We start from the raw sequence: 18,963 nt of genomic DNA on the forward strand, positions 1-18,963 counted from the left end.
AAAGTGGAAGCGATCGGCCACGAAACCGAACTCATGCGCGTGACACTGACGGCAGAGGCTGTGCAGCGGCTTGGTTTGGCGACTGAGGCCATCGGCACCGGCCAGCAGGCCACTCTCTCTCGCACCGTGCCCGGCGAGATCGTTGCCGCGCCGCGTGGCGGTGGTCTGCCCGTGGCAGCAGGAACCGATCTGGCAGCGCTGGCGGGATTGCAGGCGCGCGCCGATGCCGATGCGCAGCGCGCGATGGCCGATCTGAAGCTGGCCGAGGCCAATTTGCGGCGCGCCAGCGGCCTTGTGGAAGCGGAAGCAGGCAGCATCCGGGCACGCGATGAGGCGACCCAGCAGGTCGCCGCTGCCAAGGCCGCGCTCGCCGGCGCGGCCGGGCAGAGGCGGGCGCTGGGGCCAGCCGTTGCAGCCATGGCCGATGGCGGGGCACTATGGGTGCGCGCGCAAGTGCCCGCTGCTGATCTAGGGCGGCTTGATCGCGGGGCCTCCGTTTCCGTCAGGCCGGTGGGCGGCACTGGCGGCATCATGGCAAGGCCCGTGCGTGGGCCAGCCACGGCCACGCCCGGCGCGGCCACCGTTGATCTCTACTATGCTCCGGCAATGCGGGCCGACCTCAGGGTGGGCGAACGGGTGCTCGTCGATCTGCCCGAGCAGACTGGTTCTGGAGCGGCTGCGCTGGATGTGCCCGCCTCTGCGATTCTTATCGACATCAACGGCGGCGAATGGGTCTATGTCGAGACCGCGCCGCGCCAGTATGAGCGGCGGCGGGTGGAAGTTGCCCGCATCGTGGGCGGGCGGGCCATGCTGGCGCGCGGCCTCGCTTCTGGCGTTCGGGTCGTGACGGCTGGGGCTGCGGAGCTGTTCGGCACCGAGTTCGGCACCAAGTGATGCTGGCCGCGCTGATCGGATCGTCGCTGCGCCAGCGGGCACTTGTACTGGCAATTGCGGCGGTACTGACTGTGCTGGGCCTGCGCTCCGCCATGAGCGCCAAGTTCGATGTCTTCCCCGAGTTCGCGCCGCCCATCGTTGAGGTGCAGACCGAAGCGCCGGGTCTCGCCACCGAGGACGTGGAGGCGCTGGTCACGGTGCCCATCGAGACGGCGGTAAACGGCGTGCCGGGCCTTGCCACGCTGCGCTCCAAGTCGGTGCTGGGCCTGTCATCGGTGGTGCTGGTGATGGACCGCACCGCCGATCCGGTCCGCACGCGCCAGATGGTGCAGGAACGGTTGGCAACGGTTATCCCGCGCCTGCCCGCAGCGGTGCGCCCACCGGTCATGCTCGCGCCCCTTTCTGCCACCAGCCGCGCGATGAAGATCGGCCTGTGGTCCGACAAGCTCGACCAGATGACGATGACCGAGATGGCGCGCTGGACGATCCGCCCGCGCCTCATGGCGGTGCCCGGTGTCGCCAATGTCGCGATGTGGGGCGCGCGGGACCGGCAGTTGCAGGTGCTGGTCGATCCGGTGCGGCTCGCTGCTGCCGGGGTGACCGTGGCCGATGTGCAGCGCGCGGCTGGCGATGCGGTGGTGATTGCGGGCGGCGGCTTCGTCGATAGCCCCAACCAGCGGCTGGCTGTGCGGCAGGTGGTCGGCGTCAAGACCGGCAGCGATCTGGCGAGCGCCGTCATCCGCACGGTTGGCGGTGCGCCCGTGCGCATCGGGGATGTCGCCAAGGTGACCGAAGGCTTTGCGCAGCCCATCGGCGATGCGATTATCAATGGCCGCCCCGGCCTGCTGCTGATCGTGGAGAAGCAGCTCGGCGCCAACACGCTGGAAGTGACGCGCGGCATCGACAAGGCGCTGGCCGAACTGCGGCCCGGCCTCAAGGGCATGAACGTCGACGGCACCATCTTCCGCCCTGCGACCTTCATCGAACGCGCTTTGGCCAATTTGGGTGAGGCGATGGGTATCGGCGTTCTGCTGGTGGCTGCGGTGCTCATCCTGTTCACGCGCAATTGGCGCACTGCGCTGATCAGCATGACCGCGATCCCGCTTTCGCTGGTGGGGGCCGTGCTGGCGCTCACTGCATTCGGGGTCGGCATGAACACCATGGTGATCGCCGGGCTGGTGATCGCGCTGGGCGAGATCGTCGATGATGCGATTATCGATGTCGAGAACATCGGGCGGCGGCTCCGGCTCAAAGCAGCGCGAGAACAGCCGCGCTCGCCGTTCGCTGTGGTGCTGGCCGCCAGCCTGGAAGTGCGCAGCGCGGTGGTCTTCGCCAGCGCCATAGTCATGCTGGTCTTCCTGCCGGTTTTCTTCCTCGGCGGCGTGTCCGGCAGCTTCTTCCGGCCGCTCGCGATGGCCTACATTGCGGCCATCGCTGCCTCGCTGCTCGTAGCGCTGACGGTCACCCCGGCGATGTGCCTCATGCTGCTACCGGGCGCGGCGGAACGAGCAGAACCGCGCTGGGTCATCGGCCTGCGCACCCGCTATGCCCGCTTGCTAGAACGGTTGGCCCCTCGGAGCGGAATCGCAGTCGCCGTTGTCGCGGGTGGCATCTTGCTCTCGGTTGGCGGAATGGGCCTGCTGCGCCAGCAGTTCCTGCCCGATTTCCGCGAAACCGATTTCCTCATGCACTTTGTGGAAAAGCCCGGCACCTCGCTAGAGGCGATGGACCGGATCACCATCCGCGCGTCGAAAGAACTCACCGCGATCCCCGGCGTGCGCAACTTCGGCTCGCACATTGGCCGCGCCGAACAGGGCGATGAAGTCTACGGGCCCAATTTCACCGAACTGTGGATCAGCCTCGATGAAACGGCCGATCACGACGCGGCGGTGAAACGGATCGAGACTGCCATTGCCGGTTATCCCGGCCTGCAGCGCGATGTGCTGACCTACTTGCGCGAACGCATCAAGGAGGTGCTGACCGGAGCCGGCGCAACCGTGGTGGTTCGGCTCTGCGGCCCCGATCTGGCCGAGCTGCGCAGCCTTGCCGAAAAGGTGCGCGGCGCACTCGATGGCACCGAGGGCGTCAAGGATCTGAAAGTGGAGCAGCAGAGCCTTATCCCGCAGATCCAGATTGCGCCGAGGCCCGATGTTCTGGCGCTGGCCGGTGTGACCGCAGGCGATGTGCGCCGCACGGCGGCCACACTCATCGGCGGCACGCGGGTCGGCGAAATCTACCGCGACCAGAAGAGCTTCGATGTTGCGGTGTGGGCAGTGCCGGAGGCGCGCAGCGATCTCGGCGCGCTACGACGGCTAGTCGTTCCCAGCCAGACGGGATCGGCACTTCGTCTCGGCGATCTGGCCCGCGTCGGCGTGGCTCCGGCGGCGGGCGAAATCAAGCGCGAGGCAGGTTCGCGGCGCATCGATGTTACCCTCAACATCAAGGACGGCGCCGATCTCGCCAGCGTAGCGCAGGCCGTCGAGCGCAAGGTGAAAGCCATGACCATGCCCGCCGGATACTATCCCCAGTTCCTCGGCGAGTGGAAGACGCTGCAGGAATCGAAGGCGCAGCTGAGCTGGCTTTCGCTCGTTTGTCTTGTCGGCATCCTGTTCCTCGTCTGGCTGGAGTTCCGTTCGGGGCGCATCGTTGCGCTCGTCGCGCTGAGCCTGCCGTTTGCGCTGGTCGGCGGCGTCGCGGCGGCGGCGCTGGGAGGCGGGGTGCTGTCGATGGGTGCATTGGTCGGCTTCGTTACCGTGCTCGGCATCTCTGCGCGCAACGGTATCATGCTGCTTAGCCATTTCCGCCATCTGGAGCGCGAGGAGGATCAGCCCTTCGGCCTTGCGCTGGTGCAGCGGGGCGCCGCCGAACGGCTGGTGCCGATCCTGATGACCGCAGGCACGGCGGCGCTGGCGCTGCTCCCGCTGGTGGTGCGCGGCAACGTGCCCGGCCACGAGATCGAATACCCCATGGCGCTCGTGATCCTGGGCGGGCTGGTAAGCTCCACCGTGCTCAACCTCATCTGGATGCCCGCACTCTATCTGCGCTTCGGCAAGGGGCTGCAGGCATGAAGCGCGCGCTGGTCATGACGCTGATGCTGGCAGGATGCATGGCGAAATCGCCGCCGCCCGCCGCCCCGTCACCGCCGCCTGCCGCAACCGCGCCGTTTGTGGGTGCGGCAAACGCTGCGCCGCTGCCGGGCGAATGGTGGCAGCTATACGGCGATGCTGCGCTGAATGAACACGTTGCCCGCGCCCTTGCCGTCAACCGCGATGTGCGCTTGGCGGTCGCGAACCTCGATGCAGCGCGCGCCAATTCCCGGCTGGCAGGCGCGACTCGCTCGCCGGACGTGGTGCTGGAAAGCGGAGCCAGCCCGACGACGCGCGGAGCCAACCAGCCGAGCACGACCGGCGTACCCAAATCGAGCTACGAACTCGGCGCGGAAGCAGTCTGGGAGGCCGATCTTTTCGGCCGCCTCCGCAATCAATCGTCAGCCGCCAGTGCCGATGCCGAGGCGGCAGCGGCAGCTCGCGACGGTGTGCGTCTGGCGGTAGCTGCCGATGTGGTAGGGGCATGGCTCGATCTCTGCTGGGCTGGCGAACTCACCCGTGTGGCGAAGCGCCAGATTGCAACGCAGCGCGCGCTGGCGGAGACCGTGTCGCGTCAGGTGAAGGTGGGTGAAGTGTCCCCGCTCGAACTGGCGCAGGCCCGCCAACTGCTGGGCAGGCTGGAGGCTGGCCTGCCCACCTTCGAGGCTGACGCGCAGCGCGCCCGCTATCTCCTCGCCAATCTGGAGGGCCTGCCGCCTGCCGAAGCTGAAAAGTTCCAGTGTGAGCACCCCCCTTCACTGGAGGCCGTTTTGCCCGTCGGCGATGGCGCAGGCCTGCTCGCCCGCCGCCCTGATATCCGCGAGGCAGAGCGACGGCTCGCGGCCGCTGGCGCGCGGGTGAAAGTGGCGAAAGCCGAGATGTACCCCCGCGTGACGCTGGGTGCATCGGGTGGCCTCATCCGCGGCTCGCTGGACGCTTTCATCACGCCGCTGATCAGCTGGTCGTTCATCAATCCTGCCCGCATCAAGGCCCGGATCGCACTGGCCGAGGCCAATCAGGAAGGCGCGCTCGCCCAATATGACGCCGCATGGCTCAGGGCCCTGCGCGAAGTGGAAACAGCGCTGGCAGAAACGGATGCCGAACGTCGCGCCAACCAGTCGTTTGCGGCCGCCTTGGTGGACGCACAGACCGCCGCGCGCCGAGCCGAAGCGCGCGACCGCCTCGGCGATGCAAATCCGCTTGTTGCTCTTGACGCCCGCCGCACGGCTTACGAGACCGAACTCCTCGGCACACTCGCGGGCCGCCGCCTTGCCCAACGCCAAGTCTTCCTGTTTCGCAGTCTCGGCGGTGGTTGGGAGGACGCAGCAGCCCCTCGTTGAGCGGGCGACCTTGAAGGCTTGAGACTGCGGAATAGCTACAAGGCATGTGGAGACCGGCTGCTGCGGGGAATCCATGCCGGTCGAAAGCAAGATGGCTTTTGGCTTTTGGCAAATGGAGACATTCGAAATGGCGGTACGGAAGGGCGGCTTCGTCCCAAAGTCAGCCTGCCGCCGCCGAAAGGAAACCAACGCTCAGAATTGTGTTGTTCGGTGTGGACACAGACCGCTCTCCACCTTTGGCGGGATCCAATCATGGCAGCACGTCATTTGAGCTGAGCAAACTTAGCTCATCTTATCGCCGAAACATGTGGTCGTATCATCGAGAGTGCCGGGGGTATTGATGGAGGCATCCGGAGTTTGGATCGAAAAATAAGAAATAATATCAGATATTTGAGGTGAATTTCCAGATCCCTCCTCCGGGACGCTTCCTGCCTTAATGCCTTTTGTGAGCCCGTAAACTCGGCGTCATTCCCGAGCGACGATCTTGGGGGAGGTCACCAGGTTTTCGCAGGACGGCAATGCTGTAGTAACCGAGCGGTCCGCGACCGAGCGAGAGACTGAGACCTCCCGCGTCCGCGACATGCGCCGCTACATCAAGAAGTTGCCCCCGAACCGACACATGAAAGGCGCCGAGCCAGGCCTGCAAGGCCCTGCGCAGCGGGCGCGCCATGCCATCCAGATCACCGAAATCAACGATATGTAGCGATCCGCCCTCGGCTAGCAGGCCAGCGGCATGGGCCAGCGCCGCTTCCCAGCAGGGGATCATCGACAGGGCGTAGGAAATCGTCACCCGGTCGAAGGTGCCGCGGCCAAGCAGCGCCTGTGCATCGAACCCACCCGCATCGCCGCGCGCAAGCCGCGCATTCGAACCCAGCCGCCGCCGTGCCTGATCAAGCATTTCGCGCGAGATATCGATCCCGTAAAGCTGCGTGCCCGGCCAGTGGCGCCCGATTAGGTCGAGGTTCCGTCCGGTTCCGCAGCCGATCTCAAGCACGCTCATGCCAGCGGAGCAGCCCAGACCCGCGATCATGGTATCGCGCCCGAACAGGAAGAACTTCCGGGTCGCATCGTAGATATGCTTCTGGCGGCGATAGACACCGTCCATCAGCTTGCCGTGGGCCGGATCGGTAGCGGGCGACGCAGTCATCCCTTCAGCTCGTAGAGATGCACGCCGCCATAGATCGCGGAGCGGTCCCGCCGGGTGAAATCGAGGCTGGGCTCCGCATGGTAAGTCCACCGCGCGAGCAGCGCGTCGTCGAGGCGGCCCGGCAGCAGGCTCGGCTCGGCAGCAGTGCGGAACAATACGCGCGAGCCCGGGCGCGCGGTGCGGACGATCTCGCGCCACAAGTCATCGAGCTGCGCATCGGTCATCCAATCCTGCGCATCGAGCAGAGCGTAGCGATCGAGCGACGCCGCGGGCAGGGTGCGCAGATGTTCGGTAAGATTGGCGTGGCGCACGTCGATCCGGCCTGCGCGGCTTCGCACAGCGTCCCAGTTGGCTTCCTGCAGGTAGGGCGGCAAGGCGCTCGCAGCCGATTTGCCATAGCCGCGCGAGAAAGCCTGCCAGGCGAAATAGTTGTCGTCGACCGAGAAATCGCAGGCGAGCTTTTCCAGCCGACGGCGCAGCACTTCGGCCATGCGCTGGTCTCCCGCCAGAGCCTCGAACTGCGCAGGCGGAATGCCGAGCCCGAACAGCGATGCAGGCTGGTTCGTCAGCCAGCGCACGAACTTCTTGTCGAACACGGGCGCAAGCTCGCGCTCGAATATCTGCCGTTGCTCTTCAAGCGCTTCGGCAGCGAGGATCGCCTTGAGGTCGATTCGGTAGATCTTGGCCATGAGATGCGCGATGCCGATGAACCCGCCCAGCAGACCGCGCTTGTAGATCCCCTTGCGGAAGCCCCCGATCCGGCGCCGGAACATGAGATCGCGGCCTTCCCAATAGCGCCGGGTCGTTTCATCGAGATGCGGCGCGACATGGTCGCGATAGGCCGTGATGTTGGAAGCCTCGTCAGCATCGGCAAAGAAACGCCGGAATGCTTCGTAGCCGGGCAAGTGCTGCGCCGAGGCGATCTTGAGCTTGCCCAGTGCGACATGCGCCGTGTTGAGATCGACCGCGGTGATCGCGGCAGGATCGGCGACTAGATAGGACAGGACATTGCAGCCGCCGCTCGCGATCGCGACCATGCGGCTGTCCGGCCGGATCTGCAGCGCTTCCATGTCGACGTCGGGATCCTCCCAGATCTGGGCATAGACGAGGCCGCGAAAGGCTGCGGCAAACGCATGATCGAGCAGCTTGTTAGCCACCCCTGCGCCCTTGCGCACAACAGAGCGGGTAAGCGGATGTGCGCGCCGTTTTGGTGAATGCATGACATTTCCTTCTGGAAGCATGCTTTTTCGATATGAACTATCGATGACCGGGACATGACAGCCGCATGGCCCAAGCCGGACCGGAACTGCGTTAACTATCAGCGATGCCATTTGCCCGCTCTACCGTCGCCGCTCTGACTTAATCGGCTGCCACTAAGCCCGCCGAGCGAAAGGGATCGCTCGCCGTGTGGACATGAGGAACGATAAAGCCCATGAAGTACAATCACATGCTTGCCCTGCTTCTGGCCGGCGCAGCGACGATCGCAATGACGCCTATCGCCAATGCGCAGGCCGGGACTCCGGCCATTAACGCAGCGGCTCCGGTCGAAGCTGGGGCTGAAGCAGGTATTGATCAGTCGGGGCCGATCGTTGTGACGGCGCAGCGCCGCTCAGAGAACACGCTTGCCGTGCCGGTGTCGGTGTCGGTGCTCCGGTCGGACGCGCTGTCGGACTTTCAGGCCGCCGGTGCCGATACATTGCTGTCGCTGTCTGGCCGCGTGCCCGGGCTCTATGTCGAATCGACCACCGGCCGCATCTTTCCGCGCTTTTACATTCGCGGGCTGGGAAACATCGATTTTTACCTCGGTGCATCGCAGCCTGTTTCGATCATTCAGGATGATGTGATCGGTGAGCACGTTGTGCTCAAATCCAACCCGGCATACGATATTGCGCAGGTAGAGGTCCTGAAAGGGCCGCAAGGCTCGCTGTTCGGCCGCAACACGACCGCCGGCATCGTCAAGTTCGACACAGAGCAGCCGAGCCAGAGCTGGCGCGGGCAGGGTTCGTTCAGCTGGGGTACGTACAACAGCATCAACGCAGATGCCGGGGTCGGTGGTCCCCTCAACAGCAGCGGCAGCCTCAGCTTCCGCCTCTCCGGGCTTTACCAGCACCGCGATGACTGGATCAGCAATGTCTACACCGGCCCTTCGGACGACGGCACGAAGCCGGGGCGCAACGTGATGGGCGGCTTCACCGAGCGCGATGCGCGGCTGCAGATCCTCGCCAAGCCGAGCGATACGGTCACGCTTCGCCTTTCCGGGCACGTGCGCGACTACGACGGTACCGCCTCAATCTTCTACCGTGGCTCGATCCAGCAGGGCACAAGCGCCGTTCCTGCCTCGTTCAGCCGCCGGATCGTCTCCTACGACGAAGCCAACAACAACCCGCAGGCCTACAAGACGCACGGCATATCCCTGAAGGCAGACATTGATCTCGGATTTGCGACGCTGACCTCGATCACGGCATGGGAGCAGGCGTCCGGATATAGCCGCGGCGATACCGACGGCGGCGCGGCCGCGGATTTCGGCGGCACACCGCCCAACATATGCGCGGCCGGGTGCGGCCAGTCGCAGGGCCGCCTGCGCGGGCTCGACCAATGGAGCGAGGAAGTGCGCCTCGCCAGCCCGAATGAAGGGCCATTCAAATGGCAGATTGGCGGGATCTACTTCGATTCGCGCGACCGTACGGAGTTTGCGCAGCGCTCGTTCTTCCTCACAAGCAATGTGCTGGGGACCGCGCCGAACCCCAATAACTTCGTGGTCTTGCGCAATGCGAACACCAGCTGGGCGGTGTTCGGGCAGGCCAGCTATGACCTGACCGACAAACTGATCGTGACCGGCGGCGTGCGGGTCACCAACGATATCCGCAACACCCGGCTGCTGCAAAACCCCAACTTCACGCGCCTGGCGGTGCCGGCGACCGCGCCGACCTCATCCTATGCCTGTGGCGCCGCGACCGACTGCCGCCTCTCCGACACGCAGCCGAGCTGGGACGCCAGCCTGCTCTACCGCATCTCGCCCGATGCCAGCGTCTTCGCGCGCTATGCGAGGGGTTTCCGCGGGCCGACGATCCAGGGTCGATCGGCGGTGTTTGCCTCGGCCTATTCGACGGCCAATTCGGAAAGGAACACCAGCTACGAAATCGGCTTCAAGGCCGCGCCGCTGGGTGACCGGTTCAGCTTCAGCGTCGCCGGGTTTTACTACACGGTCGATGACATCCAGCTGAACGGCAACGACAGCAACGGCAACGGCGTGCTCTTCAACGGCGACAAGGGGAAGGGTTACGGCATCGAGACCGAGTTCTCGGCGCGCCCCGTACCCAATCTGCAGCTCAATGCCGGGCTCTCCATCCTTCACACCGAAATCGAGGCGCCGAACATCTACGCGCAGGTCGGCGCGGCGCGCGGTGTGCTCTCGCAGACCGTGCTTAATCCGACCGTCCGCGTGGGGAACAACTTCTATGCGCTGATCGACGGCAATCCGTTCCCCAACGCGCCTGCCTACAACGTCAACCTGAGCGCGCGGTACGACTTCCCGCTCGGGGGCCGGAGCAAGCTGTTTGTCGCGAGCGACTTCAATCTGCAGGGACCGACGAACTTTGTGCTTTACCGTACGGTGGAATACCGGGCGGACGGCAACTATGAACTGGGCGGCAAGGTCGGCTACGCGTTTGGGCGTTACGAGATCGCCGCTTTTGCCCGCAACCTCACCAACCGGAAGAACCTGATCGGCGTGATCGATACCTCGAACTACCGGGCGGGCATCTACAACGATCCGCGCATCATCGGCGTGATGCTGACCGGCTCGTTCCGCTGACTGAAAGGCGGACCGATAAGGCCCAGAGCGGCATGGCTACGGCGCAGCCCGATCCGTAGCCATGCCGTACGGGTGCGCTGGTGCGAGCGAGTTCGTCCACCGGCGGTCACTCTCCGCCAGCCCATCATTGTCCGATCGTTGCGCCGGTTTTGAAGCGGCCTGCTGGCTCGGCGATTGCCTCCTGCGCCTGTTGCCTAGCCGCGTTCCGGACGCAACCTCATCAGCGCGCCAGGGCGCCGCTGTCGGCTGCAATAGCCGCAATTTTCGCGCGGACAGCGACGCACGCCGGAAATATCATGTAGCAATCCTCCAGACAGCCGGTCATCATCGAGGCCTCTCGCGGCGCCCGGCACCAATGCAGGGCGACAAGCAGGCAGAGCGTGGCATTGAGCCGGTCCTGGTCCGCCTTCGCCGGGGCAGCACGCTCTGTTTCGGCAGTGCACCAGCGGGCTACCTCGACTGCGCCGAACGCATCGAACGCCTTGCCGCGGCCGCAGCCACGGCCTGCCAATCCGAGTTGCGGCACGTTTTCCGGCGAGCGGGATTGTAGCGGTGCGCCGCCAGCCGAGCGAGGAACGTGAGATCAGCTGGGTAGTGCGCCGCATTTCGGCGCATCCGCGACGCCCGAATACGATCACGACTATAACCGACAGATCTATTCGCTTAACGGCCTGACCTACTACTGAGTGCACGCGGCGTGGGGCGGAAGCGCGTCAGGCTACCTTGGCGGTCGGGGCGCATTCCGTCCACTTCAACCGGACAGAGAATTGCGGCAGGTCCCCAGCAGTTCAGCCCATGGTTCACGAGTATGCCTTGCCCGGCGAAGAGCATCGATGGGGTCTCTAAGGCAGCGTAAATAGACAGATAAAATCTAAAACTGCTACTATCGCCCGCATACTTTAGTAAATTTAAATATTATATATTGCATTTCTTGTAAAAAGTATTTTCAATATTTTTCCAGCGGCTTTAAAACGTTCGTCATTGTATTAGTAAAGTTACTAAAATTTAGAGCGCGCGCTACACAGTCTGATCGACCCTTAATTGTGAGGGTACTGCTGAAATGAGCTACGCTTGTGAAAAGCGCCGTTGTCGTATCCTCACTCCCCGCAAGCCGCAAGTCCGCTATCGGCTCACGCTCGCCGATCCTAGGTTACTATCTTCCGCCTCGCGGACGACCGGTTTATCCGATACCCGTCATTGGCAGACTGGCAAGGAAATGACCGCATTGTCCCAATCTTTGCCATTCCTATTGCGCCGTCGGCACACGAGCGTGTCGCAAGATTCAACCAGCGCGATTCGTGCAGGGCAAGACGGCAGTAGGGGGACTTCTTCCCGACCGCACGGAACATAGAAAAATGTTTTGGGGGCATAAATGGGGGCACAAAGCAATTATTGAAGAATTTTTACTATTATTATCAGATATTTAGATCAATAAATTGAGTCCTCTTCTGGCACCACTACCCCCTTAAGCGGCTGAAGAGCCAGGGGAGTTCGCGCGAGAGCGCTTGATCTCGCTCAACAATCGTGTCCGAAAAATCGGCGTCCGGTCCCTTCATTCCTGTGGGATCGCCGTGTCCGCAGGAATCGGCACCTCAAGCCTAGGCTCTTCTCGTCGATTGTCTGGGCGCACCTGATCGACACCCCCAGCCTCTTGCGCAATCCCGTATACTTGTAATCGACAATCTTCTACCGACCATGCGTTTGCTCGGTGGAGAGGTATGATGGCGCTGACGGATAATGTACCCGGTCTCCTCAGCGGAGAAGTGGCCGTTGTAACGGGTGGGGGCCAAGGAAATGGAAGGGCAATTGCGAGGGGACTCGCAAAATCCGGTGCGTTCGTGTGGGTCGGGGATATTGATCTGGCGATGGCGCAGGAGACGGTAGCGTTGATCCAGCAAGACGGACAACATGGCGCCGCGCTTGCATGGGACATCAGCGATCCTGACCAATCAATCAAGGCGGCAAAGTCAATCCGAGCGGCTGGATCGCCAGTGTCCATTCTGGTGAACAATGCCGGGATCGAAGCGCGCGGAAGTTCGGGCGAAGGCGATTATCAGGAAGTCTGGGCCAAGGTGCTGGATGTCAACCTCAATGGCACGATGCGGGTAACCGAGGCGCTTGGCGATCAGCTCGCCGAGCGGCGGGGGAGCATCATCAATATCGTTTCAGTGCAGGCGTTTGTGGCCTTGCAGGCGCATGCGTCGGCCTATGCCGTATCGAAGGGTGCGATTGCGCAATATACCCGATCACTTGCGATCGAGCTCGCGCCATCAGGCATTCGGGTCAATGCGATTGCGCCTGGCTTTTTTGAGACCCGGATGACCGCGGGCGCCCGGTCAAATCCGGAAGCGATGTCGAAATTTCTGGCGCGGATACCCATGCAGCGGTTTGCTGATCCGGCTGAGCTGGCAGGCCCGGTGCTGTTTTTGGCCTCCGCTCTATCCAGCTACATGACCGGCACAGTGCTCGCTGTGGACGGCGGGTTGCTGGCAAATTGAGGGCATGATGCCGCCAATGCCCTGACCGCCAATGATTGGCAGACCTATCCGAAAACAGTCCGGTGTGGTTATCCTGCGTAACAGTCCGTTGCGAGCGGATTCGTCCATGAAGAAAGGGAAGCAGCCTTGGCCAACGTAACGCGGGAACCGAAAGGATCGAAGCCCCGCTCCGCCCCGCGATCCGCAACGACGCCTGGCGACGGGCCTTCACGCGGCTTTAGTTCGGTCAAGGTCTACGAGGCTTTGCGCAAGGATATCCTTGAGCTGAACATCCAGCCAGGCACCCTGCTTGACGAGACCGAGCTTGCGGAACGTTTCGGCTTGTCGCGCTCACCGGTGCGCGAGGCGCTGGTGCGGCTTTCGGCCGAAGGTCTGGTCAAGGTCCTGCGCAATCGCAGTTCGATTGTGGCACCGTTCGATATCACCACCGTGCAGCATCACCTGACCGCCATCGACCTGCTCTATCGCGCTACGGCGCGGCTTGCAGCACTCAATCGCACGCAGGCTCAACTCGAAGCCTTGCAGGCGATGATCAAGCGGCATGCAACCGGCTTTGGCAGCTCCGATGGCCTGCAGCTTGTTCAAAACAATCGGGAGTTTCATGTCGCAATCGCGGAAGCCGGCGGCAATTCCATCTTCGTCACCTGGATCGCAACGCTGCTGGACCAGGGGCAGCGCCTGATGGGAATGTACGCGACCGATGTCGGGCCTGAGCGCCCGGATGCCCTGCTGGACGATCACAGAGCTATCGTTGCGGCAATCGCGGCCGGCGATGCCGATGGCGCGGAAGGCGCCGCGCGCCAGGATGCGGCCGTCCTTTCAAGCCAGCTGAAGGCGCATATGTTCCGCCAGCAATTGGCCGAACTCGACGTCGGCAAGCGCTAGCCGCACCTCCAAAGGAACCGCTTGGCCGACTGCGGCCGCGTCGCAATTTTTTGCGAATTGGCCCTATCCATAACGCATCCAGAATTGTATTTATGTTGGATGCAAGTTGTCGACAAATGCTCAGAGACCAGTGAATCTGCCACGTCGGATCGCTCGCTCCGGGGCCGGGTGAACTGCCATGGATGAGGCGTTCGACGTCCTTGTGGTGGGATCGGGCGCTGGCGGGCTGGCGGCCGCTGCCACCGCCGCGCTGATGGGTGCGCGCGTGCTTGTGCTCGAAAAGGGAGACCGGATCGGGGGAACATCAGCGACATCCGGTGGGGAAATCTGGATACCCCGCAGCCGACAGGCCATCGCAGCCGGCATCGCGGACGGCGCGGACGCCGTGGAGACCTATATCCGGTCGGTAGCGGGAGACGACTTCAATGTCGCGCGCGCGCGCCGCTTCATCGACGCCGCGCCCGATGCCTTGGCCTTCTTCGAGCGCCATGCCGATCTCCGCTATGCCCTGATGCCCGGCTCGCCCGACTATCATTCCGAACGCCCTGGCGCATGTCCTGGCGGGCGCTCGCTCGCGGCGGAGCCGTTCGATGGGCGGCGGCTGGGCGCATCGTTCGAACTGGTACGCAGGCCGCTCGAGAACGCCTTGATCGCTGGCGGAACATCCGTCTGCACGCGGCTCGATGTTCCGCGCCTGCTCATGGCCGGCAAACGGCCACGCGATGCGGTCTATGCGGCGGGGCTTGTCGCACGCAGCTGGCGTGATCGATTGGCGGGCTACAGTCGCGGCACCCGGATGACCAATGGCAATGCGCTGGTAGGCCGATTGCTGCTGAGCTTGCTGGAAACCGGCGTCGAAATCCGGCTCGGCCATGAAGTGACAGGCTTGCACATGGTGGACGGCCGCGTGGATGGCGTGGACGTCAGCGCAGGCGGGCGCATGGCAAGGCTGCGCGCCAAGCGGGGTGTGATCCTCGCTGCCGGTGGCTTTTCCCATAGCGACGTGCTGAAAACGCAGCTCTTTCTCCATGTTGCGCGGGGGCAGGACCATGAGTCCCTCCCCCCCGCGACCAACACCGGCGATTCCATCAGGATCGCAAAGCGTGTCGGAGCGGGCGATCCTGCCAGCATGAAGCAACCGGCGGCGTGGGCCCCCGTTTCCCGCGTTCCCACTGCCGAAGGCCGCACCGCGCCATGGCCGCACTTCGGCGACAAGGGCAAACCCGGTGTGATCGCGGTAGACTGGCAAGGTCGGCGCTTCGTCAACGAAGCGGATTCCTACCACGCCTTTGTCGCCGCCATGCTCGCTGCAAGTAACGCATCATACGCCCCCGCCGCGTGGCTGATCGCCGATCACCGGGCCTTGCGCGCCTATGGGCTTGGCGCGGTCAGGCCCTACCCCTGGCGCCTTCAGCCTCACCTCCGGTCCGGCTATCTGCAGCAGGGCGGAACGATCGCGGAGCTCGCGTCGCGGATCGGTATCGATGCCGCCGCGCTCGGGAGAACGATTGCCGATTTCAATCGCCATGCCGCCGATGGTCGCGATCCGCAGTTCGGGCGCGGAGAAAGCCTGTTCAATCGTCGCAGCGGTGATCCTGCGTGGACCCCGAACCCGTCCCTCGCCCCCCTGGACAAGGCACCCTTCTACGCGCTGCGGGTCTTGCCTGCCGATATCGGAACCTTTGCGGGCTTGCCGACCGACGAACATGCCCGCGTTCTGGGCACTTCGGGCGCACCGGTCGATGGCCTTTACGCAGTCGGCAACGATGCGGCGACGCTGTTCGGCGGTGATTATCCCGCCGCCGGGATCACGCTGGGGCCAGCCCTGACATTCGGCTATGTCGCCGCACGCCATGCGCTCGGGGCCGGTTGGCCGGCGAACGACGATTGGGGCTGATCGGGGCCCTTCAGGCGGTCTGACCGGCAACCCAGCGATCAACACTGGCGGCGAGGACTGCAAGCGGGGCGGGCCCGACTGCCATGAGGCAATCATGGAAATCACGCAGGCGAAACCGCGATCCCAGCCGCCGCGCGGCATCATCGCGCATCTGGCGGATCGACATATTGCCGATCTGGTACGACAGCGCCTGCCCCGGATAGCCGATATAGCGATCCACTTCTGTGGCGAGCGTTTCCTCCGGCAAGTTCAGATGACCCATCATGTAGGCGACCGCCACCTCGCGGCTCCAGCCTTTCCAATGAATGCCCGTATCCACGACCAGCCGCACGGCGCGCCACAGCTCTGACTCGTAGACGCCGTAGCGCCGCGCGGGTGTGTCATAGAGATCGATATCGTGGCCAAGGCTCTCACTATAGACCGCCCAGCCCTCGACCGAGGCCATATTGCGGTATGCGCCGTGGCGGCGGAACGCGGGCAGTCCCGGAATTTCCTGCGCCAGCGCCACGTGCATGAGATGGCCGGGCCACGCCTCATGCAGCGCCAGCGGAATGTGCATATAGGCCGGCAGGCGCTCCGGCAGCGAGGTCACCCAATGGATACCCGGTGCGGACCGGTCCGCGGGCGCGGGCTGCGCATAAGCAGGCGGGAGGCGCACCGAGAGCGCCTCGGGAATGCTCTTCACACCGTAAGTGGAGCGGGGCACTCGCCCGAACAAGTCCGGAATTCGGCCGTCGATCTGCTTCGAGAGGCATTCGATCCGCTCCCTCAGCGCGTCGGCGCTCGGCGCGATCTGGGCCGGGTCTGCCGAAAGCGCCTGTCGAAACCCGGCGAGGTCATCCGCAAACCCTGCATCGCTGGCGGCCTCAGTGCAAAGTGCGGTCAGGCGGGCGACTTCCTCCAGCCCCATCGCATGGATCGCGTCAGGTTCGGCATCGGTCGAAGCGAAATGCTCGATCAGATAGCGATACCAGCCTTCACCCGCAGGCGCGTCGGTGCAGGCGATCGTCTCGCGCGCGGAATCGCCGCCAAGCTCGTCCGCCATGAACCGCGCGAGGTTGGCCAGCGCCGGGTGAACGCCATCCTCAACCGCCGCGAGCGCCTGCGCTGCTTGCGACGTGCAGGGGTCTGGCCGGCGTTCAATCCGGCGAAACGGGGCCATGTAGCTACTGTCACCCGGCGCGGCGGAAATGGTGCCCGCAATCTGGGCCATGGCCCGGTCGATCACGATGCGCGGCCAGCGAATGCCGAGGTCCCGTCCCGCCCGGAGCGACTCCTTGATCCCCTCCAGCGCCGCTTCCACGCCCAGCAGGCGGTCCGCGTACCGCTCGGCGCTGTCACTGTCCGAAAGCGAGGTGGCGCCCAGCGCAGACCCCAGCGTAAATTCGATGCCGAGAGGATAGAGCGAGGGCCTGAGATCGGCATGAACGGCGAGCGCATCGTCCAGCGCTTTGAGATCGCGGGCCAGCATGTCGCGCGTGGCCAGTTGGGTCGGATCGAGCTCGTCCTGCGGAATGGCGGCCAGTTCGGCTAGCATCCCTCGCGCCGTAGCGGCGCGGCGCACATGATCGGCAGGAGCCTCGCGGAAGACGATGTCGCTTTCGACCGTCGCGCCGCCCATCACAGCGGCGAGCGGGCGTTCCTCGCACTGGAAATCCCAGTAGCGCGCGCAGAGGCTGTCGAGCGCCTGCGCGGCGTCGGTTTGCTGGGAATCAGGCAAGATGTCCTCCGGCGACCCCGGTCCGGCGCGGGTCGGTTGTCGCGGCCAGCCTGTCGCCTTCGCGCCAGCAGGCTTGAATCGACCCGGTGTGCCATTCGAGCCCCGCCATGGCGCGCATCCGCACGCCCATCGCTGCCAGCCCCGAAACCGCATCGCTACTGATCCGGTCTTCGGCCACGAAGCTCTCCTGATCGTCCATCATCGAACAGCGCGGAGCATCGATCGCGGCCTGCGGATCGAGCCCGAAATCGAGCATGTTGGAGAGGATCTGCGGCACCACCAGGCAAGGCGCACCCGGCGTGCCGAGTCCCATGCGGGGTTTGCCATCCTCCAGGATGAAGGTGTGACCGACAACCCCGCGCGCCCGCACCCCGCTCACGAACTTGGCATGGAAAACGGGCTGCAGCGCGCTGAAGCCATAAGCCGAGCCATGCATCGGTACGCCGCCGATAACCTGCCCGGGAATGCCGCCCGCCGCGCAAGTGGTCATCAGTTGAAGCCAGTTACCTTGCGCATCCACGATCGAGAGCTCGCAGCTGCCGGAACGGGGGCCGAAGGCCGCCGCATCATGGGGCGTCGGTTCACCGATTGCGTTGGTGAAACCCAGCGGCAGATCGCCGACAGGTCCGCGCAGCGCGGTATGGCGGGTGAGGTCGATCTTTGGCCGCAGCCCGTTCAGCAGGCGCGCGAACTGGGCCTGCATCGCGTCATCCAGAAGGGGCGCCCAATCGTAGCCGCACACATCGGGATCGCCGATGTAAACGCATTGCTGAAAGGCATGCCGCAAAGCGTGCGACAGGTGAAAGAGATGGTCGGCGGTGAGGTAGCCGCCCGATTCGACCTGCTGGTGCCGCATGATCCCCAGCGCCAGAGCCGACATGACCCCGCTCATCTGCGGCGGCGCAGGCGCGACGATCTCGTGGCCGCGATGGTTGAAACGCAGCGGTTGCAGCCAGCGCGCGGGCACCGCCATATCGGCAAGCGTGATGCGCCAGCCGATGCGGTTGGCCTGCTCCACAAATGCGCGCGCCCAATCGCCGCTGATCATGTGCTCGGGGCCGATCTCGGCGAGTTGGCACAGTGTCTGAGCGAAGGCGGGATTGCGCAGCCGCTCGCCAACATTGACCGGCAGCCCACCCGGACGGAACAGCGCGCGCCCCGCAGGCGATGCGGTAATGACGCTCTGATATTCGACCAGGACGCCATATTCGAAGCTGGAGACGAGATGCCCCTCCTCGCTCCAGGCAATCGCATCGGCGCACAGTTCCGCCCAAGGCAGCGTGCCGAACCGCTCGTGCAGCGCTTGCAGACCGGCAATCGAACCCGGAATCGAGGCGACCGAGCGCGCCCCTTGCGACGGCAAGGGGCTGAACGCGGGCAACCCTTCCGGCATGGTGCCGGTCGATTCCAGCTGGTGGTATTCACCGGTGCGGGCAACGTAGAGCAGCCCGGTCAGCGCACCGGCAAGACAGGTCAGGTGCGGGCTCACCGCGCATTCGGTCAGCGCGCCGGCGACGCCAGCATCAAATGCATTGCCGCCCATGTCCAGTATGCGCCGGACTGTAGCGCCGACCGCGCTATGGTCGACGCTCCACGCGGCTGTCAGCCCGGTGACCGGCCGGCGCGGGCCGGGATTGATGATCTGTTCCGCACCCGGCACCATACGCCTGCTCCCCAGCCTC

12 protein-coding genes are annotated in these 18,963 nt (G+C 64.4%); 7 read left to right on the top strand and 5 right to left on the bottom strand.

Going from position 1 to position 18,963, the window contains the following annotated elements; all coding sequences use genetic code 11:
• From Q0071_RS04205 to Q0071_RS04215, 3 genes are all read left to right on the top strand, one after another.
• The coding region (locus tag Q0071_RS04205) for an efflux RND transporter periplasmic adaptor subunit (RefSeq protein WP_298165649.1) at window positions 1-894 on the top strand (894 nt) is incomplete at its 5' end.
• Window positions 894-3,962, top strand: a complete 3,069-nt coding sequence (locus Q0071_RS04210; protein ID WP_298165651.1) for an efflux RND transporter permease subunit — start codon at window positions 894-896, stop codon at window positions 3,960-3,962. The genes Q0071_RS04205 and Q0071_RS04210, both read left to right, overlap by 1 nt.
• A complete protein-coding gene (locus tag Q0071_RS04215; RefSeq protein ID WP_298165653.1) occupies window positions 3,959-5,320 on the top strand; it encodes an efflux transporter outer membrane subunit in 1,362 nt (453 codons plus the stop codon). Before Q0071_RS04210 ends, Q0071_RS04215 begins: the two co-directional genes overlap by 4 nt.
• 433 nt (window positions 5,321-5,753) lie before the next feature.
• Here the strand turns inward: Q0071_RS04215 and Q0071_RS04220 are convergent, their stop codons facing one another.
• Window positions 5,754-6,467: a class I SAM-dependent methyltransferase gene (locus Q0071_RS04220; protein WP_298165656.1), complete on the bottom strand. Its 714-nt coding sequence runs from the start codon at window positions 6,465-6,467 to the stop codon at window positions 5,754-5,756.
• Complete coding sequence (locus Q0071_RS04225) at window positions 6,464-7,687, bottom strand: BtaA family protein (RefSeq protein WP_298165658.1); 1,224 nt, start codon at window positions 7,685-7,687, stop codon at window positions 6,464-6,466. Before Q0071_RS04225 ends, Q0071_RS04220 begins: the two co-directional genes overlap by 4 nt.
• Window positions 7,688-7,899: 212 nt before the next feature.
• Between Q0071_RS04225 and Q0071_RS04230 the strand changes: the two genes are divergently transcribed.
• A complete protein-coding gene (locus Q0071_RS04230) occupies window positions 7,900-10,281 on the top strand; it encodes a TonB-dependent receptor (RefSeq protein ID WP_298165660.1) in 2,382 nt (793 codons plus the stop codon).
• A 220-nt stretch (window positions 10,282-10,501) separates the two neighbouring features.
• On the opposite strand, the gene Q0071_RS04235 is transcribed toward Q0071_RS04230, so the two are convergent.
• On the bottom strand, window positions 10,502-10,807 hold the full coding sequence (locus tag Q0071_RS04235; RefSeq protein WP_298165661.1) for a hypothetical protein: 306 nt from the start codon (window positions 10,805-10,807) through the stop codon (window positions 10,502-10,504).
• A gap of 1,195 nt (window positions 10,808-12,002) precedes the next feature.
• Between Q0071_RS04235 and Q0071_RS04240 the strand changes: the two genes are divergently transcribed.
• From Q0071_RS04240 to Q0071_RS04250, 3 genes are all read left to right on the top strand, one after another.
• Window positions 12,003-12,779 (top strand): SDR family NAD(P)-dependent oxidoreductase, encoded by a 777-nt coding sequence (locus tag Q0071_RS04240; RefSeq protein ID WP_298165663.1) that lies wholly within the window; start codon window positions 12,003-12,005, stop codon window positions 12,777-12,779.
• A 126-nt stretch (window positions 12,780-12,905) separates the two neighbouring features.
• Entirely contained in the window at window positions 12,906-13,664 is a 759-nt protein-coding gene (locus Q0071_RS04245; protein ID WP_298165665.1) for a GntR family transcriptional regulator, read from the top strand.
• A 178-nt stretch (window positions 13,665-13,842) separates the two neighbouring features.
• Window positions 13,843-15,561, top strand: a complete 1,719-nt coding sequence (locus Q0071_RS04250; protein WP_298165667.1) for an FAD-dependent oxidoreductase — start codon at window positions 13,843-13,845, stop codon at window positions 15,559-15,561.
• 10 nt (window positions 15,562-15,571) lie between these two features.
• Here Q0071_RS04250 and Q0071_RS04255 read toward each other — a convergent pair whose 3' ends face one another.
• Both Q0071_RS04255 and Q0071_RS04260 read right to left on the bottom strand, forming a co-directional pair.
• Window positions 15,572-17,281: a DUF885 family protein gene (locus tag Q0071_RS04255; RefSeq protein ID WP_298165669.1), complete on the bottom strand. Its 1,710-nt coding sequence runs from the start codon at window positions 17,279-17,281 to the stop codon at window positions 15,572-15,574.
• The gene (locus Q0071_RS04260) at window positions 17,274-18,944 is read right to left on the bottom strand and encodes a gamma-glutamyltransferase (RefSeq protein ID WP_298165671.1); all 1,671 of its coding nucleotides are present in this window, start codon (window positions 18,942-18,944) and stop codon (window positions 17,274-17,276) included. Before Q0071_RS04260 ends, Q0071_RS04255 begins: the two co-directional genes overlap by 8 nt.
• Window positions 18,945-18,963 lie beyond the last annotated feature (19 nt).

It is taken from the genome of Novosphingobium sp. (assembly GCF_027486195.1).
Classification (GTDB): Bacteria; Pseudomonadota; Alphaproteobacteria; order Sphingomonadales; family Sphingomonadaceae; genus Novosphingobium.

Excerpts from the sequence above, each read along its gene's own strand:
- Q0071_RS04210 (WP_298165651.1), top strand. The coding sequence starts at position 894 with ATGCTGGCCGCGCTGATCGGATCGTCGCTGCGCCAGCGGGCACTTGTA.
- Q0071_RS04215 (WP_298165653.1), top strand. The coding sequence starts at position 3,959 with ATGAAGCGCGCGCTGGTCATGACGCTGATGCTGGCAGGATGCATGGCG.
- Q0071_RS04220 (WP_298165656.1), bottom strand. The coding sequence starts at position 6,467 with ATGACTGCGTCGCCCGCTACCGATCCGGCCCACGGCAAGCTGATGGAC.
- Q0071_RS04225 (WP_298165658.1), bottom strand. The coding sequence starts at position 7,687 with ATGCATTCACCAAAACGGCGCGCACATCCGCTTACCCGCTCTGTTGTG.
- Q0071_RS04230 (WP_298165660.1), top strand. The coding sequence starts at position 7,900 with ATGAAGTACAATCACATGCTTGCCCTGCTTCTGGCCGGCGCAGCGACG.
- Q0071_RS04240 (WP_298165663.1), top strand. The coding sequence starts at position 12,003 with ATGGCGCTGACGGATAATGTACCCGGTCTCCTCAGCGGAGAAGTGGCC.
- Q0071_RS04250 (WP_298165667.1), top strand. The coding sequence starts at position 13,843 with ATGGATGAGGCGTTCGACGTCCTTGTGGTGGGATCGGGCGCTGGCGGG.
- Q0071_RS04260 (WP_298165671.1), bottom strand. The coding sequence starts at position 18,944 with ATGGTGCCGGGTGCGGAACAGATCATCAATCCCGGCCCGCGCCGGCCG.